Raw genomic sequence first — 20,965 nt, 5'->3', positions numbered from 1 at the left:
GTGGCGCTGGGGCAACAGTCGAGCCGGCCGCACGGTGCCGTGAACCTGGACAACTGGCAGGAAGCCCCCCAGCTGCAGTGGTCGTTCCGACACATCGAAGACCTCTTTCCGACCGCGCTCATCTCCCGCGGCACGGACCCGGTGGCCGAGCTGCCTCCCCGGCTCGTGAGCGTCGGTGACCTCGGCGTCCCACAGCCTGACGGATCCCTCGCGATGGTCGCCGAAACCATGGCGGCAACCGACACCGACGGGTGGATGGTCTGCCGGCACGGACGGGTGGTGGCCGAGGAGTACTACGCCGGCATGGGGCCTGGGACGAGCCACCTGCTCATGTCGGTCAGCAAGTCGCTGGTCGGAGTCGTGGCGGGGGCCCTCGCCACGGAGGGGGCTCTCGACCTCGAGCGGCCGCTCACGGCATACGTCCCAGCACTTGGGGCCAGCGGTTACGCCGGCGCGGTCGTACGTCATCTGCTCGACATGCGCTCGGGGATCCACTTCTCCGAGGACTACCTCGATCCGCAGGCCGAGGTGCGCGTCTTGGAACAGGCGATCGGCTGGGCCACGAGGCAGCATCCGCAGGTCCCGCGCACCATGTACGACTACCTGTTGACGCTCGAGCAGAAGGCCCCCCACGGTGGCCCGTTCGAGTACCGCAGCAGCGAGACCGACATCCTCGGCTGGGTATGCGAGGCGGCTGCGGGGATGCGGATGCCCGAGCTCATGTCACAGATCCTGTGGTCGGCCCTGGGCGCGGAGAACGACGCGAGGATCGCGGTCGACTCCGTCGGGTCTGGGATGTACGACGGGGGCATCTGTGCCACGCTGCGTGACCTGGCCCGGTTCGGCACCATGCTGGCCCAGGGGGGCACGTCGCTCTCGGGCCGTCAGGTGGTTCCTCGCGCCTGGATCGCGGACACCTTCCGGGGTGACCCAGACTCACGTGACGCTTTCGCGGCAAGCCCCACCGAGACGTTGATGCCGGGAGGGATGTACCGCAACCAGTTCTGGCTGCCCTACCCCGACCGCGACGTACTCCTGTGTCTCGGCATCCACGGACAGATGCTTTACGTCAACGGAGCCACGGGCGTGGTCGCGGTCAAGCTGTCCAGCTGGCCGGAGCCACAGCACCCCGGGAAGCTCTTCACGACCCTGCGTGCTTTCGATGCGGTGTCGAGCCAGCTGGCTCAGGGTTCGGACGGGGATGCGGCAGGAGAGTAGAGTGAGCGCTCCGCCGGAGCCGAGAGAGCTCTTCATGGCCGAGCAGATACCAGCAGCAGACGAGGCATTCACTCTCGCTGAGGCGCGAGTGCTGGTCGACTGCGCCTACGTTGCCGGGTCGGGTCGTGCCAACGAGGCCGTGGTTGAGATCTTCGCCCAGCTGCAGCGGGTCGTGCACCAGGACGCCGCAGCGCTCATGGCCTGGGACTCACTGGCGGGCGAGCACGTCGTGCTCGGCAGTTCGATATACAACCCGGCGACCCTGACCGGGCTGGGTGAGCCGTATGCCAAGACCGACCCTTACCGGCGGATGCTCACGACGCATCGCCCCCTGCGGATCAGCGACCTGCCCTACGACTACCGAAAGACCACCCTCTACCAGGAGGTGCTGCGTCCCGCGGGCTTCGGCGACGGGATGTCAACGTGCGTCTTCGCCGCCGACGGAACCTATGCCGGGATCTTGCACATGTCCGCTGAGTCTCCTACTGCCTTCGCCGCCCGGCATGTGCACATGATCGAGGCGCTGACCGCAAGCCTGGGACGGCTCTGCAGCCTGCGGCGGCTGAGGTCGGCGCTGCTCCCGGCCGACGAGGGATCGCGAGCCAGCCTCGTCGACCACACCGGGAAGCCCCGGCTCATCGACGAGTACGAACCGGCGACCTGCCTCGCGGATCCGGACTTCGGCAGGTTCGTCGAGCGCCTCCTGAGAACCCACTCACACGTGCTCTTCGGGGTCTGGCCCGTCCACGGGAGCTGGGTCTCCGTCAGGGTCGAGCGCGTGCAGGATCCGCTCTTCGAGCACTCAGCCGCGCTCCTTGTCACCGAGTCGCCGTGGCAGACGTCCTACGGGCTCTCCGCCCGCGAGCTCGACGTCCTCAACGGCCTCGCGCAGGGGGCGTCGAACCAGCGCATCGCTTCCGAGCGCTCGATTTCGGTGCGGACGGTCACCACCCACGTGGAGCGGATCCTGGCCAAACTCGGACAGGAGTCGCGGGCAGGAGCCGCCGCCAAGGCAGCGCGAGAAGGGCTGTTGCGGCTCGACCTGATAGCAACCAGGCGTGGGGCGATCTGAATGCGGTCCGGCCACTGGCGCACGCGACTTGAGCTGGAGCACCCGCAGGTCATCGCGGCGTAACGAGTTGACCCGCTCATAGGTGAGGTGCCGGGGTTGTGCCCTTGAACCACGGACCAATCGCGGACCTCGGTAGGCGAAACAGTTGGGACTCAGTGCGAAAATCGGCACGGAACCGACGCAGCACCAAGGCCTTTCACGCTCAAACGGCTAACCCGCCGACCTGGGGGTCAAGGGGTCGCAGGTTCAAATCCTGTCAGCCCGACCGTGTGATGTCTCAGGACATCGGCGACACCCGAACCCACGTGAACGTGGGTTCGGGTGTTTGTCATTTCGGGGTTCGTGGCTGGTAGTCCTTGTTGGTGTCGATGGTGAGCTCGCGCAGCGGTTCGCCGGTGACGGCGTTGACGACGCGGACTTCGAGGTCTTGGGCGAGCAGGATGACGTGGGTTCGGACGGCTCGGTTCCAGTCCGGCAGGAACACCGGAATACGCCAGATCACCCGTATGGGATGAGCCGCGGAGCACGACGAGGCCGAAGTGTGGTGACACCAGAGCCCTCGCGATAGGAGACCGACATGTCAGAGAGCAGTCAGTCGGGCGCCGGCGCCTCCGGTTCGCCGGAGACGGACTACCGGCAGAACGTGACCTCCACCGGCATGTCCGGCTGGGTCGGGTGGGTGGCCTTCGCCGGCATCATGATGGTGATCCTCGGCTCGTTCCACGTCATCGACGGGTTGATCGCCCTGTTCCAGGACGAGTACTTCCTCGTCGGCAAGTCCGGGCTCACGGTCCACGTCGACTACACGGTCTGGGGATGGGTCCACCTCATCGGGGGCGTCATCGTGATCGCGGCGGGGGTCGGACTGTTGTCGGGGAAGGTGTGGGCTCGGTTCATCGCCGTGCCGATCGCGATGTTCAGCGCCATCGTGAACATCGCCTTCCTCTCGGCGTACCCCATCTGGTCGACCATCATGATCACGATCGACATCCTGGTGATCTGGGCCATCACGGTGCACGGGGGCGAGCTGCGAGAGGCGTAGTCGTCCGGACCGCCTCGACAACCTCCTCACGCGCAACCGGCAAACACTCACGCACACCCGAACAGGAGTCACCGATGGGCCTTCGAGACAGGCGCGAGAAGCGTCGTGACGAGCGTGCGGCGTTCGGCCGCGGCGGGACCGCCGTCCGGTACCAGATGCGGCAGAAGCTGGTCTCGATCGGCGATGACTACTGGATCGAGAACGACGCCGGCGAGCGGGTCTTCCGGGTGGACGGCAAGGCGATGCGGCTGCGCAACACCCTCGACCTCGAGGATGCGGAGGGCCACCAGCTGTGCCGGATCCAGACCCGGGTACTGCACATCCGTGACTCGATGGCCATCGAGGACCCGAACGGTGACCGCCTCGCCCTGGTGCACAAGGCACTCATCTCGCCACTGCGGGAGCGATGGAAGGTAGACCTTCCCGGGGACCAGGAGTGGAAGGTGCAGGGCAACGTCGTCGACCACGAGTACGAACTGGAGGCCGACGACCACAAGATCGCGGAGATCTCCAAGAAGTGGTTCCGGGTTCGTGACACCTACGGCGTGGAGATCGTCCCCGACGTGGACATCGCTCTCGTCCTGGCCGTCACCGTCGCCGTCGACACGATGGCCCACCCTGCGAAGTGACCAACGACCGCGGAGGTCGGCGGAGCAACCGCCGAGTTCGACGGCCTGTTGAACACTCTTGCAAGAACCTCTTCAGGCTGGCTACAGGCGCCCGGTCCTAGGTTGGTTCGATGACGAGAACCACCACTGCATTTCTGCTCACGGTCGCGGCAGCCGTGGGCATCGGACCCGCTGCCGCCACCGTCGCCGCCGGCACTCAGGCGGGCTCGACACAGATCGCCCGGGCCGACTTCGCGCACCCGCAAGCCAACCCCTGGTTCCCGCTGCGCCCCGGCACCACGACCATCTTGCGCGGCACGGACGAGGGCGAGCACCTTCGCGAACGCGTGCACGTCACCTATCGGACCAAGGTGATCGAGGGCGTCCGGACCCGCGTGGTCACCGACGTGCTCCGCCGAGACAACCGAAGGCTGGCGGAGCGCACGACCGATTGGTACGCCGCCGACGGCGCGGGCAACGTCTGGTACTTCGGCGAGGCGACTGCGACGTACGACGAGAAGGGCCACCTCGAGTCCCGCGAAGGCTCCTGGCAGGCGGGTCTCCACGGAGCGAGAGCCGGCATGATCATGCCGGCCCGCCCGCACCCGACGCAGGCCTTCCGCCAGGAGTTCCTCCGCGGCCACGCGGAGGACCAAGCCTGGATCGTGGGCAACTCCACGCGCACGAAGACACCGATGGGGACCTTCGGCCACGTGGTGCGCAGCTTCGAGTGGACGCGACTGGAGCCCGGTGTCCTGTCGCTGAAGCTCTATGCCCCGGGAGTCGGCATCGTGAAGGAACGCGACATGTCGGGTGGCAGCGAGACATTCCAGGTGGTGGCCGTCCACCGCCCGTGACGATCCAAGGTCAGTGGCCCCAGCTGACTGGGGTGCTGAGTCAGTTTCCGCCTGCGTCCTCGCTGTCGCCCTCGATGACCACCACGTGGTAGGCGTCGTCGAGTCGTACGTCGACGGTCGACCCGTTGGGCTTGGTCACCTCGACCTCGTAGGTTGCGCCGTTCTCGCTGTCGGTCTCGACGCTGTTGGCTCTGCCGCCGCCGGTCGCTTCGAGCGCGGCCTTCGTCGCGGCGTCGGCCTGCTTCTGGGTGTACTGGTGGCTCGCCGGCCCGTCGTCCCCGCCCGTGGCGACGGCGATGCCACCGCCGGCTACTGCGAGGACCACTCCAGCCCCAGCAGCCACGCCAAATGCTCGCTTGCGCATGGACACTCCTCTTCCGTCTTCTGTCCGCGGTTTGCCTCGTCCCGCCAGCCTGTGGGACAGGTGCTGAAGGCAGCCTGAAGACGCGTTGTTCAGTCGGCGTTCAGCGCGGCTTCAGCGCAGCAGTGCGATCGTGGGTCGGTGCGGATCCTGGTGGTCGAGGATGACAAGCAGCTGGCGGCCGCGCTCCGTCGCGGTCTGGAGGGTGAGGGATACGCGGTCGACGTCGCCCTGACCGGCACCGATGGAGAGTGGTTTGCGGCCGAGAACGCCTACGACGCGATGGTCGTGGACGTGATGCTCCCCGGTCTGGCGGGGGACGAGTTGTGTGCGCGACGCCGCGACACCGGGGACTGGACTCCGATCCTCATGCTCACGGCGCGCAGCGGGCCAGAGCAGGAAGCGCGGGCGCTGGATGCCGGCGCCGACGACTTCCTCTCCAAGCCGTTCTCGTTCATGGTGCTGACCGCGCGCCTGCGCGCACTCGTGCGGCGAGGGGGCCGCGAGCGGCCGACCGTCCTCGAGGTGGGTGACCTGCGGCTCGACCCTGCTGTGCACCGCGTGTGGCGCGGGGAAAGCCCGGTGGAACTGACGCCTCGTCAGTTCGCCCTGCTGGAGTTCTTGATGCGGCACGCCGAGGAGGTGCTGGGCAAGGCGGCGATTCTCGAGCATGTGTGGGACTTCGCCTACGACGGTCATCCCAACATCGTCGAGGTGTACGTGCGCCAGCTTCGACAGCGCATCGACGAGCCGTTCGGGCGGGCGTCATTGCAGACGGTTCGCATGGTGGGGTACCGCGTCGTGGACGACAGGACGGACGAGGACCGATGAAGAGGCGGTTGAGCTTGCGCGCGCGGGCGACCGTGCTCGGGACGCTCGCGATCGCGGCGCTGCTCGCGGTCGGAGCGCTGCTTCTCGTCTCGACGCTGGAGGGCCGGCTGACCGACGCGTCCGACCACCTGTCTCGCTCCAGGGTCGACGACCTGCGCGCACTGGCGCGCACGGGTGATCTGCCCTCGACCTTGCGCAACGTCGACGACAACGGTGTCGCGCAGGTGGTCGGACCGGGCGGGAGAGTGCTGGCGGCGTCGCCGAACATCACGGGCAAGCCCCCGGTCGCCGAGCTTCAGGCGGGCCAGCAGCTGCGGACGAGCACGTTCCGGGCCGCCGACGACCAGGAGATCGAGAGCTATCGCTTCTGGTACGCCGCAGGGCCCAGTCCCGAGGGCACGGTGACGGTGTACGTGGGAGACAGCCTGGAGGCCGTCTCGGAGGCGTCGGCAGCGCTGCGGCGCGCCCTGTGGTTCGGCGTACCAGTCGTGGTCATCCTCCTCGGCCTCGTCATCTGGTACCTGCTCGGACGCACCATCGGCCGGCTGGACCGGATCAGGGCCGAGGTCGATCGCATCTCCGAGCAGAACCTCCACACCCGGGTGGCGGGCGACGGCGTCGAGGACGAGGTCGGCCGCCTGGCAGCGACGATGAACGCCTTGCTGGAGCGCCTCGATGTCGCCGTACGGCGTCAGCGTGACTTCGTGGCCGACGTGTCGCACGACCTGCAAAGCCCTCTCGCAGCGCAGCGGGTCGCCCTGGAAGTGGCACTCTCGCGACCGCGCAACATCGATACCGACCTGCTCAGGGCGGAGGTACTCGGCGCCACCGCTGACATGGAGCGTCTCGTGGGGGAGCTCCTGGTGGTCGCATCCATCGACGCCGACGTGTCACCCGAGCCGGCCGCCATCGATCTCGACAGCCTCGTCCTGGAGGAGGCTGCCCGCGCTCGAACCCGCGGGCTCGTGCACGTGGACACCACCGGAGTGTCCGCGGCTCCGGCGCACGCCAACGCCGACGACGTCCGTCGCGTGGTGCGGAACCTGCTCGACAACGCTGTTGTGCACGCCCGAACCCGGGTGCAGCTGACGGTCGAGTGCTCCGGTGGGTGGGCCGCCCTCGTGGTCCTCGATGATGGGCCCGGGGTTCCGATCGAGCAGCGCGACCGGATCTTCGACCGCTTCTACCGCGCGCAGAGCTCTCGCGCCCGTGACGGGGGCAACGGTCTGGGGCTGTCGATCGCCCGGGGACTGGCCGAACGCAACAGGGGCCGACTCGACCTCGTGGACGCCGAGGGCGGCGCCACCATGCGCCTGCTCCTGCCCACGGACGCGGCGTGCGCAGCGAGACCTGACATCTCCAGGTGAGCAGGGGCGCGTGACGGCGGCCGCGCCTCGAGCGGGTCGAGGCAACGTCCATCCCGGGACCGAGGCATCAATCACAGCCCGAAGGCGGCCGCCATGTCGGGGGCGGTGGCTCCGTTCTTCAGCGGCTTGACACCGAGGAGTTGAGCGATGAAGCGGGTCAGGGAGTAGTGCGTGAGCGGAGTCGTCACCACCTTGTGGGAGATGCGGGGCGTCAGCACCGAGGTGAGCACGACATTGCCGGATTTCTTGTCGTCCTCGTCCGCCGTGACCACCACCACCAGCTTGCCACTGGTGAAGTCGGTGCTCTTCACGACGGGAGAGAGCTGCTGCTTGAGCCAGGAGTCGGCAGTGGCCAGTGACCCATCGTGTGCGTCGTGGTCGAGGTTGGGGATCAGGAACCCGACGTTCGGCAGTGCGTTGCGCGCAGCGTCGCCGGCGAAGGGGGCCAGGTCGCGGTCGTGGGCGAGGCAGCTGGTGCGGCCCTTGGAGAAGTAGACCCACGGGTTGTGGCGCACCGCGTACTTCGGCGTCCCGACCGAGCGGTCGGGGAAATCGTAGACATGGCAGTTCTCAGGCATTGTCTCGGCATAGGTCCCGGCCGTCTTGCCGGCCGCGATCGCCTGGTCGAAGACCGAGGTCGCGGACCCGATGTCGGCGGTGTGAGCAGCCGGGGCCTTGTCGTCGAGGATGCCGAAGGTGGTGCCGCCCGCGATCCCGAGGTAGTTCGGCAGGCTGGGGTGGGCGAGGGCCGTCCAGTGGCTGGCGTAGCCGTACTTCGCGGCCAGGCCTGCAAGGAACGGCATGCCCGCCTTCATCTGGGTGTAGGAGTGGTTCTCCTCGATCACGACGAGCACCTTGGTGGGCTTGGCTGCCGTGGACGTCGGCGAGGACGTGTCGCTGGCGTCCGACGTGGTCGCCGGGGAGCTGTTCGGATGCTGGCTGGAACCGCACCCGGCCAGGCCCGTCAGCAGCGCCGCCGCACTGAGAACTGCTGCGGTGAAGGAACGGGCGTTGGTCATGTTGCTCTCCGTCGCGGTCCGGGGGTGGATGGCGAGGATCCCGTGGTGAACCTGCACGTCTCCTGACTGCCGTCGTCGCGTCGGGCACGACTGCGCCAGCGGCGTGAGTGGATCCCCGTCGGCCGGTCAGGCTACAGACAGGTTGCCCCTGAGACGGTGGCGCCCGTGACCGCCGCCTCAGACGCCAGCCGGCTCATCGCGCTCCGTCTGGTCGCCTCGAGTGCCTTGATGCTGCTGCTGGAGCTGGCGTTGATCCGGTGGCTCGGCGCCAACGTCGTGCACCTGAGCTACTTCTCCAACTTCGTGCTGCTCGGCTCGTTCCTGGGTGTCGGCCTGGGCTTCCTGATCAGCCGCAAGCGCTGGACCGTGGTGCCGGTCGCAATGCCGCTGCTGGCACTGCTCGTCAGCGCGGTCCTCGTCTTCCCGGTCACCATCCAGAGACAGGGCAGCGACGTCATCTACTTCACGGCGATGAAGGTGTCGGGACCACCGGCCTGGTTGGCGCTGCCGGTGGTCTTCCTCCTGGTGGCGGTCATCGTGGCTGGCCCCGCGGAGATGGTCGGACGGTGCTTCGGGGCATTCGCGCCGTTGACCGCCTACCGCTACGACCTGCTCGGGTCGTTGCTCGGCATCGGGGTCTTCACGTTGATGTCGTTCCTGCGGGCACCGTCGGTCGTCTGGGGGCTAGTGGTTTCCCTGGTCTTCGTCGTGCTCGCGACCGGGCTCCGCATGCGCCTGGTGTACGCCGTGAGCGGGGTCATCGTCGTCGGCATGCTGCTGAGCGAGACCATGACCGCGGGAGTGAGCTGGTCGCCGTACTACAAGGTGCAGACCCAGCCGTCTCGTTCGGGGCCCGGGGCGCTCTCCATCTGGGTCAACGGGGTGCCCCACCAGACGATGGCCAAGGCCTCATGGCGCCTGATCCATGCACCGCAGCAGTACGGCACGCCGTACCAGCGGTTGCCGAAGGCCCGGCTGGACAACGTGCTGGTCGTGGGTGCGGGTTCTGGGACGGACGTGGCGATCGCACTCAGCAAGGGGGCCCGTCATGTCGACGCGGTGGAGATCGACCCGCGCATCCTGCAGCTGGGTCGCCAGCGCAACCCCGACCACGCCTACCAGGACCCGCGGGTCACCACCCACACGAACGACGGTCGCGCCTTCCTGGAGTCCACGCACACGAAGTACGACCTCATCCTCTTTGCCCTGCCTGACTCTCTGGCGCTCGTGAACGGTGCTTCCCAGATCAGGCTCGAGAGCTTCTTGTTCACGCAGCAGGCGTTGGAGGCGGTGCGCGACCACCTCAGGCCTGATGGTGGCTTCGCGATGTACAACTACTACCGCGAGAACTGGCTGATCGATCGCCTCGCAGGGACCGCGGCCACCGTGTTCGGCCACACGCCGTGCGTGGACAACTTCACCTCACACCAAGCGGTGGTGGCCGTGGCGCTCCAGCAGTCGAACCAGGTGTGTGGCACGGCCTACAGGCCGTCGACCAAGGTTGTCGCGCCCGCCACGGACAACTCGCCGTTCCTGTACTTCAAGGGCGGGATGGTCCCGTGGCTCTACGTGTGGTCGCTGCTCGGCGTCATCGTGGTCTCGCTGCTGTCCGTGCGCGCGGTCGGCGGACCGTTCAGGGAAATGCGGCCGTACGCCGATCTCTGCTTCATGGGCGCAGCCTTTCTGCTCCTGGAGACCAAGAACGTGGCCAGCTTCGCCCTCATGTTCGGCACCACGTGGTTCGTGAACGCGCTGGTGTTCGCCGGGATCCTCGTGATCGTGCTCGCTGCTGTCGAGACGACCAGGAGAGTCAGGACGCCACCCCTGCCGGTGGTGTTCGCCGGGATCGCGGTCTCGCTCGTCCTGGCATGGGTGATCCAGCCCGATGACCTCCTGGGACTGCCGTTCTGGCCGCGTCTGGTCTCAGCGAGCGTGCTGGCGTTCCTGCCGATCTACCTGGCCAACGTCGCCTTCGCCAAGAGGTTCGCGGACACGAGCGACTCCCAGTCGGCGTTCGGGGTGAACCTGCTCGGGGCCATCGTCGGCGGTTGTCTGGAGTACGCCGCGCTGCTGACCGGTTACGACAACCTGCTGATCCTGGCGGGCCTGCTCTACCTCGCAGCCTTCCTGCTGACGCCGCCATGGAGCCGGATGCTCCGGGCACCTCGGTAAGGAATGAGCGGCACGGGCAGGACCACTACACGCTCTGCGTCAGCCGCCCAGCCCTCGTGAGTGTCGAACCGAGCAGTCCTACGACGCACAGCCACGCGAGGGCGACCAGGCCCGACGCGAGCACATCGGTGAGCCAGTGGTAGCCCAGGTAGATCCGGCTCGATGCCACGCCGACCGCCAGCACGGCGCCCCCGGTGACCAGGGCGATGCGCCCAGCACGCGTCACCGATGGCCACAACAACCACACGACGAGAGCGATGAAGACGGTGGAGTTGAGGGTGTGCCCCGACGGGAACGAGTACGACGTGTCCAGGGCTCCCAGGCGGTCGACCTCGCCGGGTCGAGGACGTGCCACGACGAGCTTCACCACCACGGTGAGGAAGGCCGAGCCGGCCATGCCGATGGCGAACGTGGCTGCCCGGCTGGGTTGGTGCCGCATGAGCAGGGTCGCGAGGACGACGAGGGCGAGGCCGCCGACGACGACCTCGCTGCCGAGGAAGGTGAAGACATGGGCCAGCTCGGTGAGCGTCGGCGTACGCATCCTGACAATGTCCGCGGCCGCGGTGGGGTCGAGCCGGCTGACCCCGTCGTGCTCCCTCGCGGCGTCGGCCAGGGCCACGACGCCTGTGGTCGCGAGGCAGGCGATGAGGACCAGCACGAGCCGCGCACCCCCGGCGTCGGAGAGCTGCCAGCGGCGGGGGGCATCATCCGTGGAGGAGACGTCCAGTCGTGACATGACCTGACCCTAGGTCGGCGGTCCGGCGGCGGACAGGGATACGGCCCGCACGATCAGGTTGCGGTCAGGTGGATCCACGCGCTCATCAGGTGAGGGGTCCGCACGGAGGCCGCTGAGCCGAGCCGACGCCCGTGTCGGGACCGGACCAGTCAGGCGACGGTCAGGTTGTTCGGTCGATCCTCGTGGACCGCGACGAGGGAGAGGTCTGACCATGAGCATCACGATCCACCCCGACCAAGGGGTCACATCCGACGTACGCCCCTGGGGTTCGTGGGAGGTGCTCGACCAAGGTCCGGACTACAAGGTCAAGCGCATCACCGTTCGGGGCAACTCCCGGCTCTCGCTGCAGACCCATGCCTGTCGGTCCGAGTACTGGATGATCGTGAGCGGTAGGGCGACCTGCACCGTCGGTGATCGTGAGCGCGTGCTCGGGGCTGGGGGGAGCGTCCATGTGCCCGTCGGAACACCTCACCGGATCGGCAACGACCAGGAGGACGACCTGATCCTGGTCGAGGTCCAGGTCGGCGCCTACCTCGGCGAGGACGACATCGTCCGCCTCGAGGACGACTACGGGCGCTGACCACCTGCCCGCCCGTGCTCTGGTCAGGTGACGGTCAGGTTTGCTCTCGTCTACTGGTCACGTGGAGTGCGCCCCCGTCACAGGTGAACGATGGCGGACCGGTCGCACCTGGGCGGTGCGTCTGGGGAAGACCGGTCTGGTCCTGTGCGTGGTCGCGGGTGGCTTCTGGACCGCCACGCACGGGGTTGCGCACGTCGCGTGGTCCGACGTGGTCACGATCCTCCGCCACGTGGCACCCGAGCAGCTGATCCTCCTCACCGTCATCTGGCTGGCCGGTCTCGCCGTCTACTCCCTGGTGCTCTCCGCGGCCCTGCCCGGACTCGGTGTGCCGCGAAGTCTGTTGCTCAACCTCAGCGGTAGCGCCGTCTCGAACGTGCTTCCCCTGGGTGGTGCGGCGGGTACGGCGCTCAACTGGCGGATGGTCACCCGCTGGGGTCACAGCAGCGCCGCCTTCGCTGCCTTCTGCGTCCTGACCAACGCCCTGGACGTGTTGACGAAGCTGGCGCTGCCGCTCGTCGCTGTCGCCGGTCTGGCCCTGGTCTCGGCGCACGTGCCGACGTCCCTGTGGGTGATGGCCGCGTGCTGCGCGACCGTCCTGCTGGCGAGCACCGTGGTCGAGCCGGTCGTGCGGCGGATCTCGCACGGGACCAGAAGCCGACACCGGGTCATCGAGCGCACGCGCGAGCAGGTCAGGGACTCGTGGCAGCGGATCCGTGAGCTGCTGAGGGTCGGCGCGCCACGGCTGCTGATAGCGAGCGCGGGATACATCGCAGCACAGGTGGCGCTGCTCGACGTCAGTCTCCACACGGTCGGCCTGCAGCCGCCGCTGACGATCGTGCTGATGGCGGCAGCGATCGAGCGGTTGGGATCGCTGATACCCATCACACCAGCGGGGGCCGGCGTGGCTGAGGTCGGGGCAATCGCCTGGCTTGTCGGTGCCGGTCTGGCACCGGTGGAGGTGGTGGCGGGCGTGCTGCTGTGCCGCGTGTTCCTGGTCGTGTTGGAGATCCCGCTCGGCAGCGTCCTGCTCGCCGGGTGGCTGTGGTCGCAGCGCTCGGCGCATGCGGCGACCGGATCCGAGGTGCCAGCGTGAGGATCCTGCACCTGACCGACCACTTCCCACCCGTCGTCGGCGGTATCGAGACACATGTCGCCGGGCTGGCGGAGCGTCAGGCCCACCAGGGTCACAGCGTCACCGTGCTCACCTCCACTCCGCGCACCGCCGAGGGCCAGACGAGTACCGACGTGGGGCCGGTGGAGGTGAGGCGCGTGCGCTCGTTGCTGGACGGCTTGCGCGTCGACGTACACACCTTCGACCTCGTGCATGCCCACGTCTCGGTGGTCGCCCCCTTCACGGCGCCGCTGGTGGGGGTGTTCGCGCGACGAGGTGTTCCGACGGTCGTGACCGTGCACTCGCTGTGGAGCGGGATGGGTGCGATTCCCCGCGTCGCCGCGACCCTGACCGGCATGCGTGGTGCCCCGGTCACGTGGAGCACGGTCAGCCGGGTGGCGGCCGCCGAGCTCCGTCGCCACCTTCTGCTCGGTACGCCGGTCCACGTCATCGCCAACGCAGTCGAGGCGCCAGCTCGCCCGAGAACACCCCAGCCCGACGGGGAGGTGCGGTTGGTGAGCACCATGCGGATCGCCCGCCGCAAGCGTCCCCTGGAGCTGCTCCGGATCCTCGACGAGGTCTCACGGGCTGTCAGCGTCCCGGGGGTGAGCCTGACCGTCGTCGGTGACGGCCCGCTGCGCCACCGTCTCGAACACCGGGCCGTCCGCCTTGGTCTGGCGGATCGGGTGCGCGTCACAGGTCGCGTCGCCCCGACTCGAGTGCTGCGCCACCTGGCTCGTTCTGACGTGTACGTCGCCCCCGCGGTGCTGGAGTCCTTCGGACTGGCCGCCCTCGAGGCACGAGGCGTCGGGCTGCCCGTGGTGGGCCGGACCGCCACCGGTCTCGCTGACTTCATCGACGATGGGGTCGAGGGGCTGCTGTGTGCGTCCGACAACGACATGGTCTCCGCGCTCGTCGAGCTGGTGGAGGACCGCCACCTTCGCCTGCGGATGTCCGAGCACAACCGCCGTGTCGCGCACGGCATGTCGTGGTCACGGTCCCTGGCCACGCACGAGCGCGTCTACGCGCTCGCGCGCGGTCGCCAGTACGAGGCGGTGCTGGAGCCGTGACGCGCACTCGTCAGCAGTTCACGCTCGTGTCCTTCCATGCCCATCCCGACGACGAAGCGTTGCTCACGGGGGGACTGCTCGCCCGCTCAGCTGCAGAGGGGCATCGCGTCGTGCTCGTCACGGCGACCGCGGGCGAGCGTGGCCTGGCGGACGACCGGGAACGCGAAGGCCTGGCCGCCCTGCGGATGGTCGAGCTGGCCGCGTCCGCGGAGGTCCTGGGCTGTGCGCGCGTCGTAGCCCTGGGATATGCAGACTCAGGCCTGCACCCCGATCCCGCCGACCCGACGAGCTTCGTCAACCAGGACGTGGCTCGCTGCGCAGAAGAACTTGCTCAGCTCCTGCGGCAGGAACGCGCGGACGTGCTCACGATCTACGACGCGAACGGGGGCTACGGCCATCCCGACCACGTCCAGGTCCATCGGGTCGGTCTACTGGCCGCCCGGCTGGCCGAGACCCCCGTCGTCCTGGAGGCGACCGTCCCCGGACGCGCGTTCACCAGCGTGCTGCGTGCCCTTGCGTTCCTCGGTCATCCCGTGGGCGGCTCCGCCCCGCTGGGGACGGACCGTGTCTTCTCACACCCACGCGTCATCACCCACCGCGTCCGTGTGCGAGGTGCACTTCTCCAGAAGCGGGCGGCGATGGCCGCCCACGGCTCGCAGCGACGAGGAGGCAACGAAAGGCGAGCGATGGACCGCTTCGTGCGGCTACCGCTGCCCATCTTCTGGCTGGTCTTCGGACGTGAGTGGTACGTCGAGCACGGCCGTGAGGCTCCTGACCGGCTCGACGATCCCTTCGCCTCGCTCCGATCACGACAGATCCGGCCCTGGAGAACCCGTGCGGGGCTGGACTCATGAGGGTCTACGAACGCCTGTGGCGCGGCTTCTGGTTCAGCGTGATGGCACTCGGGGTCGGACTCGCGGTTCTCGAGTGGTCCGCGGTGGGCGTGCTGGTCACCCTCGTTCCGCTCGTCGCGCTCTGCTGCCTCGTTCAGTACATGTTGCCGGACATCATCGAGAGATCATCGGGCTGGGGGATCGGTGGCCATGTGCTCGCGCAGTCGCTGATCGGGTCCGTCGGGTTCTTGACGGTGTGGTCCTTCGGCCGGCTCACGCCCGCGCTGGCCCTGTTGGTCGTCCTGACCGCCAGCGTCTCTTCGCCAGCTGTCGTGCGTCGAGCAATCCGCTCAGCACGGCAGTCCCCGCGAGACATCTCGGTTGCGGATGCGAACCCGCCGTTTGTTGCGCCGCAGCCGCAGGATGAGGGCGCGGACTCCCGGTTGACGCAACCCGAGGCGCTGGGCCTGCTCAAGGGCCTGGATGACTGGCAGTTGTGCCGGCTGTGGCGCGAGTCGTTCTGGATCCTGCGCGAGCCGGCATCGCCCGTGACAGTCCTTCGTCTGGTGGCCCTGCGAGAAGCCTGCCTCGACGAGCTGGAGCGCCGTGACGCTGCAGCGCTGCACGCGTGGCTGGAGAGCGGGGCGCGTGCCTCGAGCGGCCCGGAGAAGTACCTGGCCCCACCCAGACGAGGAGACTCAGCTTGACCACCACCTCTGACCCGACTGAGCACGACACGTCTCGGGCGTGGATGTTCCGACTGTGGACGGTGGTCGCTGTCTTCGCAGGCGTCACGATCCTGCGATCGCTCCACGTCGGCATCCCGCTGCGCGACCCGCACGGCGCCATCCTGGTGACCCGGATCGCGCTCTCGGTCGGCATCTTCGTCGTGCTCGTCGTCCTCGACGCTGCTCGGCGTACGCGCGGTGGCCGAACGCTCCGCTCCGTCTCCCGGGCGGTGCGCGAGCGGTGGACGCCGCGTCGGCTCGTCGGAGCCGGAAGTGTCCTCCTCGCCTACCACATCGTGTACTTCTGCTACCACAACCTGAAGAGCTGGGACGTCTTCAACCGGCCACACGACCAGATGCTGCTCGCGTGGGACCGCTGGATCTTCCTGGGGCACAGCCCGGCGGTGCTCCTCCACCACGTGCTGGGGGAGCACGTTGCGGCGTACGTCCTGCTCGTGGTCTACGAGTCGTTCTCCACGCTCGTCTCGGTCGCCGTCGTGGCCAGCGTCGTTCTTGCCGAGCGCTTCCGTGATGGCGCCGTGTTCATCGCCTCGATGGTGTGGGTGTGGATCCTCGGCGTCACGACGTACTACGTGATCCCCTCACTGGGCCCGTTCTGGTCCGCGCCTCAGGAGTTCGCCGGATTGCCGCACACGATGGTGCAGGACACCCAGGCGAGATACCTCGCCCAGCGCGCCGAGCTCCTCGCGCACCCCCATGCCGCCGGGTCCTTCGCCCAGGTCTCCGCCTTCGCCAGCCTGCACGTGGGCGTCACGACCGTGATCGTGCTGATGGCGTCCTACTACGGCCTGCGGCGTACGACGCGCGTGCTCTCGGTGTTCCTCGGCGCCACCATCCTCGCCACCGTCTACCTGGGCTGGCACTTCGCCGTCGACGATCTGGCCGGGCTGGCGATCGGATGGGTCAGCGTGCAGCTGGGGCGGCGGGTCATCAAACCCTCGGAGGGACGGATGCGCGTCAGTGACGACGAGATTGCCCTGAGCACCAAGCCCCGTTAGGACAGGCTGACCTTACAGTTGCTGCGACGTCCACCGAAAGCGAGGCCATGTCTTCCAGCCACGTCGCCCTGTTGGGTGCCATTGCAGGTGCCACGATCTTCCTGGGGCTGCCCGTCGGACGGCTGCGCAATCCCCATACACGCCTGAAGGCGGCGCTCAACGGTGTGGCCGTCGGTGTGCTGCTGTTCCTGGTGTGGGACATCCTGACCCACGCGTGGGAACCGGTCGAGGCGGCTCTCGCGGATGCCGACTGGGGTGTTGCTGCCCGCGACGGTGCCGTCCTCGCTGTCGGTCTCGTCCTGGGAATGGCCGGACTCGTCTATTTCGACAAGGCCATGAGCGTCAGACGCTCGCGACACCAGATCCTGTCCACCAGCCTGCCCGCGGCGAGGTCCGACGGCGAGGGCGGACGCGTCGCGGTCGTGGCCCAGGGGGCCGGCCGATCCCCTGGGGCTGTCTCGGCGGCCGAGCTTTCACTGATGATCGCGACTGGGATCGGGTTGCACAACTTCGCCGAAGGTCTTGCCATCGGCAACTCCGCTGCGGGTGGTGAGCTGTCGCTGGCCGTGCTGCTCGTGCTCGGCTTCGCGCTGCACAACGCAACCGAGGGATTCGGCATCGTGGCACCCCTGGCCGGTGACATCGAGCGCCCCTCGTGGGGGCGGCTCGCCGTTCTCGGGCTCATAGCTGGCGGACCGACCCTCGTGGGCACCCTCGTGGGGCAGAGCGTCGTGAATGACACCCTCGCAGTCGCCTTCCTCGGTCTCGCGGCCGGTTCTGTGCTCTACGTGGTGATCGAGCTGCTGGCGGTCGCGCGCCGCCTCGGGCTCAAGGAGCTCACCACGTGGTGCATCCTCGGTGGGCTGGCACTCGGCTTCGTCACCGACGGGATCCTCGTCGCCGCCGGCGCCTGAGCCAAGTTCCCGCTGTCCCGGTTGGGGACGTTCCGCGCGGATAGTCAGGTTAGCTGCAGGGAAGGCCCCCGAGACTCCTGCGCATGGCGACAACGACACGTGAGACAACCCGTGCCCGGCAGATGCTCAACAAGGTGCCCGAGGTCACCGTGTACTTCTGGATCATCAAGATCCTGTGCACGACCGTCGGGGAGAGCCTTGCGGACTACATCAACGAGACGCTCGGGTTCGGGCTGACGAACACCACGCTGGTGTTCTGCCTGGCCCTGGCGATCGCGCTGGTGGCGCAGTTCCGGCTGCGCCGCTACGTGCCCGGCGTGTACTGGCTGGCCGTGGTGCTGATCAGCGTGGTCGGCACGCTGCTGACCGACAACCTGACCGACGCACGCGGCGTACCGCTGTGGATCAGTACGACGGTCTTCTCGGTGCTGCTCGCCGGCGTGTTCGGGATCTGGTACGCCCGCGAGCGCACCCTGTCGATCCACACGATCGTCACGACTCTGCGCGAGGCCTTCTACTGGCTGGCCGTGCTGGTGACCTTCGCACTCGGTACGGCTGCCGGGGACTGGACCATCGAGCTGACCGGCTGGTCGCCCGGTGCCGCGGTGCTGCTCCCGCTCGGCCTCATCCTCGCTGTTCTCGTCGCCTGGAAGCTCGGTGCGGGACCCGTCCTCTGCTTCTGGCTCGCCTACATCCTGACCCGGCCGCTGGGCGCGAACATCGGCGACTTCCTCGGCTCACCACACGCCGACGGCGGGCTTGGCCTGGGCACCCTCGGCACCAGCGTGCTGTTCCTCGGCACGATCTTCGCGGTCGTGGTCTACCTGACCAGGACCCAGGTCGACCGCACCGAGCTCGCCCAACCCGCACCGGCACACGACTGAGAAGAGCGGACCATGGACATCCACCGCACGCTGCGGATCCTGGTGGTCACCGACCACGCAGATCCTTCGGACGCATTGTTGGAGGCGATCACCCACCGAGCCGAGACGGGCGAGGTGCAGTTCCGGGTCGTCGTACCCAACCCGGCGCGGGCCGAGCTGCACCTGCTCCACCCCGAACGCCACGACAAGGCGCAGGAGGCAGAGCTGGTCCTGCGGCAGGCCCTCCCACTCCTCGAGCGGGCAGCCGGTGGCCCGGTGATCGGCACCGTCTCGGTCCGCAACGACCCGATGGACGCGATCGAGGAGACCATGTTCAGCGAGCCGATCGACGAGATCATGATCGCCGTCGCTCCCCACGGACTCTCGACCTGGCTGCACCAGGACCTGGAGCACCGGCTTCACCACTTCGGGCTGCCGGTGACGACGGTGACCGCCGGGTCGGCGGCACGCTGAAGAAGGGGAGCGCGTCACCAGGATGCCGGCGGGTACGACGGTCGCCACGGCCAATGTCCTCTACACCCTGGACCACCAGGACGCGCGGAAGGCATTGGGCGACGTGCTCGCGCTCGGGCCCGACCTGGTCGGTTTCCAGGAGTGGTACCCCTCGCGCGTGAAGCTGCTCCAGGAGACTGGGCGGGTCGGTCCCGTGCCGTGGCGCGGTGTCTGGCCGGGACTGCGTGCGGACAGCGGATCCGGCGACTACACCTGGCAGGTCCCGCTCCTCGGTGGCTGCGTCGTCGGTGCCCGGGCGGACCGGTACGGCTTGTTGGGATGCCGGGCCGTGCTGCTCAGCGGTCCTGGGCGTGCCGACCGGGAGGAACGGTTCCTGGGCCTCGAGCCGCCCCGGCTCGCGACGGTCGGGGTCTACCTCGACCGGCAGGTGGGCGGCACGGTGGCGTTGCTCGACTACCACCTGGTCTCGGGCGTGCAAGCGGTTGGCCGCTACCGCGAGGACAGACCCCGGCTCGTCGCTCGGCACCGACGCGAGGTGCGTCGCCTCGAGCAGCTCGTCGCTCGGCTGCTCGCCGCCGGCCATGTGGTCCATGCCGTCGGTGACTCCAACTTCGACGGATTCCGGCTCCCCGGGCTGACCTCGGCCTGGGAGGGGCGTGAGCACGCACCCGGCACGCTCGGGCCACGTCGCAAGGTCGACGACGTGCACGGGCCGGGTCCCGCCGAACTGGTCACATCGGTGACGACTCCGTCCGACCACCGGGCCCTCGTCGTACGCCGCACCGCGCTGCCGCGGCGCAGCGCCGACTGAGCGACACCACATCTGGTCACGCGTTGGTCACATCAGCGAGCAGCGTTGTTCTCCGCGCGGATCGCGGCATGTGCGGATGACCGCTGTGCACGCCGCCTGTTCGCGCCTCTCGGCTGGCGCTCCAACCCTTAGCATCGAGCTCATCGGGCACCAGTCGGTCCCGAAACCGGACGAAGGGCGGACGTCATGCGCACATCAATCGTGGTCACTGTCGGAACGGTCGTAGCTGCCAGCCTGGCCTTCGCCGGTCAGGCGATGGCCTCGTCGCCGGACCATCATCGTCATGGCAGGTTCACTGTCGTTGAACGCGCCCTCACCGACACAACGGCCGACACTGGTCCGGCCGGCGACAGCCTGGGCGACGTGCTTGCCTTCGCCAACCCGATCTTCAATGCGAAGAACACCCACAAGGTCGGCACCGACAACGGCTCGTGCGTCCGTACCGCGGTGGGATCGGCCTACGAGTGCACGTGGACCACGTCGCTGCCCGGTGGCTCGCTGGTGGTCTCCGGCCCCTTCAGAGACCACGGTGATTCGACCCTCGCTGTCACGGGAGGCACCGGTAAGTACCGCGGAGCCTCTGGTGAGATGCGTTTGCACGCCCGCAACGCGGCGGGCAGCGCTTACAACTTCACGTTCTCGTTGCGCCGCTCGCACTGATCGAGTCGTGCGGACACGCGTCTCGGGAATCGCGCGTGAGCGATGCGACTGCTGGATCGCAGTCATGGGGATGGCTCGACCGCCGGCTTCGTGAGTGCCCGTACTTTGCCAGGCCATCTGAGCAGGGGTGCTCACGTGTCTTGACGGATCGTTCCAACAACGGCGCGCTTGTTGGAACGATCCGTCAACGCGGAAAGGGTGTGGCGCCCGGATCGCGGCATGTGCGGACGGTACGGCCGAGGCACGAGGGCCGGCCCCACCCGCCCGCTGATCCGATGTCAGAGCCGGTCCGAGCCAGACCTTGATCGCGATGTCCTCGCCATAAGACGGTTCACCAGTTGAGGGTATGCGTATCAGGCTCGCCGTCGTCGTCATAGGCATTGCGGGTGTCAGCGAAGGCCAGCTCTGCGACCGGAACTCTTCGAGCCACCACAGCATGGAGACCCGCCTCAGCAGGTCCAAGTGCGATCAGCAGGTCACCGTCGCGGAACCCATGCACGTGCGCGTCGTCGATGAACTGCCTCCTGCCGTCGGAAAACCGCAAGAGCACCCCGGTGTGTTTCGCCACGCCTGAACGATACGAGTCCGCCGGAGGCAGCGTCTGTGCGGCATGTCCGGA

Annotated in this window: 24 protein-coding genes; 19 read left to right on the top strand and 5 right to left on the bottom strand. The window is 68.1% G+C overall.

The features are described 5' to 3' along the window. Both H976_RS0114375 and H976_RS0114370 read left to right on the top strand, forming a co-directional pair. A complete protein-coding gene (locus H976_RS0114375; RefSeq protein WP_231388938.1) occupies window positions 1–1,218 on the top strand; it encodes a serine hydrolase in 1,218 nt (405 codons plus the stop codon). Between the two features lies 1 nt (window position 1,219). Next, a complete protein-coding gene (locus H976_RS0114370) occupies window positions 1,220–2,290 on the top strand; it encodes a LuxR C-terminal-related transcriptional regulator (protein WP_027862113.1) in 1,071 nt (356 codons plus the stop codon). A gap of 328 nt (window positions 2,291–2,618) precedes the next feature. Here H976_RS0114370 and H976_RS30040 read toward each other — a convergent pair whose 3' ends face one another. Next, the gene (locus tag H976_RS30040; protein ID WP_196804087.1) at window positions 2,619–2,792 is read right to left on the bottom strand and encodes a hypothetical protein; all 174 of its coding nucleotides are present in this window, start codon (window positions 2,790–2,792) and stop codon (window positions 2,619–2,621) included. A gap of 75 nt (window positions 2,793–2,867) precedes the next feature. Here H976_RS30040 and H976_RS0114360 point away from each other — a divergent pair, with 75 nt between their 5' ends. The 3 genes from H976_RS0114360 (at window position 2,868) to H976_RS26410 (ending at window position 4,797) form a co-directional block, all read left to right on the top strand. Beyond that, entirely contained in the window at window positions 2,868–3,332 is a 465-nt protein-coding gene (locus tag H976_RS0114360) for a hypothetical protein (protein WP_027862112.1), read from the top strand. Window positions 3,333–3,406: 74 nt separating this feature from the next. Next, window positions 3,407–3,961: an LURP-one-related/scramblase family protein gene (locus H976_RS0114355; protein WP_027862111.1), complete on the top strand. Its 555-nt coding sequence runs from the start codon at window positions 3,407–3,409 to the stop codon at window positions 3,959–3,961. Between the two features lie 110 nt (window positions 3,962–4,071). Then, complete coding sequence (locus H976_RS26410; RefSeq protein WP_155918265.1) at window positions 4,072–4,797, top strand: hypothetical protein; 726 nt, start codon at window positions 4,072–4,074, stop codon at window positions 4,795–4,797. Between the two features lie 40 nt (window positions 4,798–4,837). Here the strand turns inward: H976_RS26410 and H976_RS0114345 are convergent, their stop codons facing one another. Then, entirely contained in the window at window positions 4,838–5,140 is a 303-nt protein-coding gene (locus tag H976_RS0114345; protein WP_196804086.1) for a PepSY domain-containing protein, read from the bottom strand. Between the two features lie 159 nt (window positions 5,141–5,299). Between H976_RS0114345 and H976_RS0114340 the strand changes: the two genes are divergently transcribed. Both H976_RS0114340 and H976_RS26405 read left to right on the top strand, forming a co-directional pair. Next, complete coding sequence (locus tag H976_RS0114340; RefSeq protein ID WP_027862109.1) at window positions 5,300–5,989, top strand: response regulator transcription factor; 690 nt, start codon at window positions 5,300–5,302, stop codon at window positions 5,987–5,989. After that, a complete protein-coding gene (locus tag H976_RS26405) occupies window positions 5,986–7,356 on the top strand; it encodes a HAMP domain-containing sensor histidine kinase (protein ID WP_051276843.1) in 1,371 nt (456 codons plus the stop codon). The genes H976_RS0114340 and H976_RS26405 overlap by 4 nt, the downstream gene beginning before the upstream one ends. 71 nt (window positions 7,357–7,427) lie before the next feature. Here H976_RS26405 and H976_RS0114330 read toward each other — a convergent pair whose 3' ends face one another. Next, window positions 7,428–8,375 carry an alkaline phosphatase family protein gene (locus tag H976_RS0114330; protein ID WP_155918263.1) on the bottom strand — a complete coding sequence of 316 codons (948 nt, stop codon included), beginning with the start codon at window positions 8,373–8,375 and terminating at the stop codon, window positions 7,428–7,430. A gap of 165 nt (window positions 8,376–8,540) precedes the next feature. Here H976_RS0114330 and H976_RS26400 point away from each other — a divergent pair, with 165 nt between their 5' ends. Beyond that, complete coding sequence (locus H976_RS26400; protein ID WP_036226597.1) at window positions 8,541–10,547, top strand: spermidine synthase; 2,007 nt, start codon at window positions 8,541–8,543, stop codon at window positions 10,545–10,547. A gap of 25 nt (window positions 10,548–10,572) precedes the next feature. Here the strand turns inward: H976_RS26400 and H976_RS26395 are convergent, their stop codons facing one another. After that, the gene (locus H976_RS26395; protein WP_051276841.1) at window positions 10,573–11,283 is read right to left on the bottom strand and encodes a phosphatase PAP2 family protein; all 711 of its coding nucleotides are present in this window, start codon (window positions 11,281–11,283) and stop codon (window positions 10,573–10,575) included. Window positions 11,284–11,494: 211 nt separating this feature from the next. Here H976_RS26395 and H976_RS0114315 point away from each other — a divergent pair, with 211 nt between their 5' ends. From H976_RS0114315 to H976_RS0114265, 11 genes are all read left to right on the top strand, one after another. Then, the gene (locus tag H976_RS0114315) at window positions 11,495–11,863 is read left to right on the top strand and encodes a phosphomannose isomerase type II C-terminal cupin domain (protein WP_051276840.1); all 369 of its coding nucleotides are present in this window, start codon (window positions 11,495–11,497) and stop codon (window positions 11,861–11,863) included. A gap of 115 nt (window positions 11,864–11,978) precedes the next feature. Then, a complete protein-coding gene (locus tag H976_RS0114310; RefSeq protein ID WP_027862106.1) occupies window positions 11,979–12,956 on the top strand; it encodes a YbhN family protein in 978 nt (325 codons plus the stop codon). Beyond that, window positions 12,953–14,044 carry a glycosyltransferase family 4 protein gene (locus H976_RS0114305; RefSeq protein WP_027862105.1) on the top strand — a complete coding sequence of 364 codons (1,092 nt, stop codon included), beginning with the start codon at window positions 12,953–12,955 and terminating at the stop codon, window positions 14,042–14,044. The genes H976_RS0114310 and H976_RS0114305 overlap by 4 nt, the downstream gene beginning before the upstream one ends. After that, entirely contained in the window at window positions 14,041–14,898 is an 858-nt protein-coding gene (locus tag H976_RS26390; RefSeq protein ID WP_051276838.1) for a PIG-L deacetylase family protein, read from the top strand. Before H976_RS0114305 ends, H976_RS26390 begins: the two co-directional genes overlap by 4 nt. Continuing rightward, entirely contained in the window at window positions 14,895–15,584 is a 690-nt protein-coding gene (locus tag H976_RS0114295; RefSeq protein ID WP_027862104.1) for a hypothetical protein, read from the top strand. The genes H976_RS26390 and H976_RS0114295 overlap by 4 nt, the downstream gene beginning before the upstream one ends. Next, entirely contained in the window at window positions 15,581–16,624 is a 1,044-nt protein-coding gene (locus tag H976_RS0114290; protein WP_231388936.1) for a phosphatase PAP2 family protein, read from the top strand. The genes H976_RS0114295 and H976_RS0114290 overlap by 4 nt, the downstream gene beginning before the upstream one ends. Window positions 16,625–16,671: 47 nt before the next feature. Beyond that, on the top strand, window positions 16,672–17,538 hold the full coding sequence (locus H976_RS0114285; RefSeq protein WP_027862102.1) for a ZIP family metal transporter: 867 nt from the start codon (window positions 16,672–16,674) through the stop codon (window positions 17,536–17,538). 83 nt (window positions 17,539–17,621) lie between these two features. Further along, window positions 17,622–18,422, top strand: a complete 801-nt coding sequence (locus tag H976_RS26385) for a hypothetical protein (RefSeq protein ID WP_231388935.1) — start codon at window positions 17,622–17,624, stop codon at window positions 18,420–18,422. A 12-nt stretch (window positions 18,423–18,434) separates the two neighbouring features. Next, complete coding sequence (locus tag H976_RS0114275; RefSeq protein ID WP_027862101.1) at window positions 18,435–18,875, top strand: hypothetical protein; 441 nt, start codon at window positions 18,435–18,437, stop codon at window positions 18,873–18,875. Window positions 18,876–18,897: 22 nt separating this feature from the next. Beyond that, entirely contained in the window at window positions 18,898–19,686 is a 789-nt protein-coding gene (locus H976_RS26380) for a hypothetical protein (RefSeq protein WP_036226588.1), read from the top strand. Between the two features lie 186 nt (window positions 19,687–19,872). Then, window positions 19,873–20,346: an allene oxide cyclase family protein gene (locus H976_RS0114265; protein WP_027862100.1), complete on the top strand. Its 474-nt coding sequence runs from the start codon at window positions 19,873–19,875 to the stop codon at window positions 20,344–20,346. Between the two features lie 331 nt (window positions 20,347–20,677). Here the strand turns inward: H976_RS0114265 and H976_RS30035 are convergent. Continuing rightward, window positions 20,678–20,965, bottom strand: a 288-nt coding sequence (locus H976_RS30035) for a hypothetical protein (protein ID WP_231388929.1), incomplete at its 5' end; no start/stop codon positions are given.

Origin of the sequence: Marmoricola sp. URHB0036 (assembly GCF_000426045.1) — a bacterium.
Taxonomy (GTDB): Bacteria; Actinomycetota; Actinomycetes; order Propionibacteriales; family Nocardioidaceae; genus Marmoricola.
The sequence above is the reverse complement of the archived record's forward strand: the minus strand, read 5'-3'. Positions and strand labels throughout refer to the sequence as shown.

Bases quoted from the DNA above. Each gene is read 5' to 3' on its own strand.
- H976_RS0114275 (WP_027862101.1), top strand. From the start codon at position 18,435: ATGGACATCCACCGCACGCTGCGGATCCTGGTGGTCACCGACCACGCA.
- H976_RS26395 (WP_051276841.1), bottom strand. From the start codon at position 11,283: ATGTCACGACTGGACGTCTCCTCCACGGATGATGCCCCCCGCCGCTGG.
- H976_RS0114265 (WP_027862100.1), top strand. From the start codon at position 19,873: ATGCGCACATCAATCGTGGTCACTGTCGGAACGGTCGTAGCTGCCAGC.
- H976_RS0114355 (WP_027862111.1), top strand. From the start codon at position 3,407: ATGGGCCTTCGAGACAGGCGCGAGAAGCGTCGTGACGAGCGTGCGGCG.
- H976_RS0114360 (WP_027862112.1), top strand. From the start codon at position 2,868: ATGTCAGAGAGCAGTCAGTCGGGCGCCGGCGCCTCCGGTTCGCCGGAG.
- H976_RS26385 (WP_231388935.1), top strand. From the start codon at position 17,622: ATGGCGACAACGACACGTGAGACAACCCGTGCCCGGCAGATGCTCAAC.
- H976_RS26380 (WP_036226588.1), top strand. From the start codon at position 18,898: ATGCCGGCGGGTACGACGGTCGCCACGGCCAATGTCCTCTACACCCTG.
- H976_RS26405 (WP_051276843.1), top strand. From the start codon at position 5,986: ATGAAGAGGCGGTTGAGCTTGCGCGCGCGGGCGACCGTGCTCGGGACG.
- H976_RS0114330 (WP_155918263.1), bottom strand. From the start codon at position 8,375: ATGACCAACGCCCGTTCCTTCACCGCAGCAGTTCTCAGTGCGGCGGCG.
- H976_RS0114315 (WP_051276840.1), top strand. From the start codon at position 11,495: ATGAGCATCACGATCCACCCCGACCAAGGGGTCACATCCGACGTACGC.
- H976_RS0114285 (WP_027862102.1), top strand. From the start codon at position 16,672: ATGTCTTCCAGCCACGTCGCCCTGTTGGGTGCCATTGCAGGTGCCACG.
- H976_RS0114295 (WP_027862104.1), top strand. From the start codon at position 14,895: ATGAGGGTCTACGAACGCCTGTGGCGCGGCTTCTGGTTCAGCGTGATG.
- H976_RS26410 (WP_155918265.1), top strand. From the start codon at position 4,072: ATGACGAGAACCACCACTGCATTTCTGCTCACGGTCGCGGCAGCCGTG.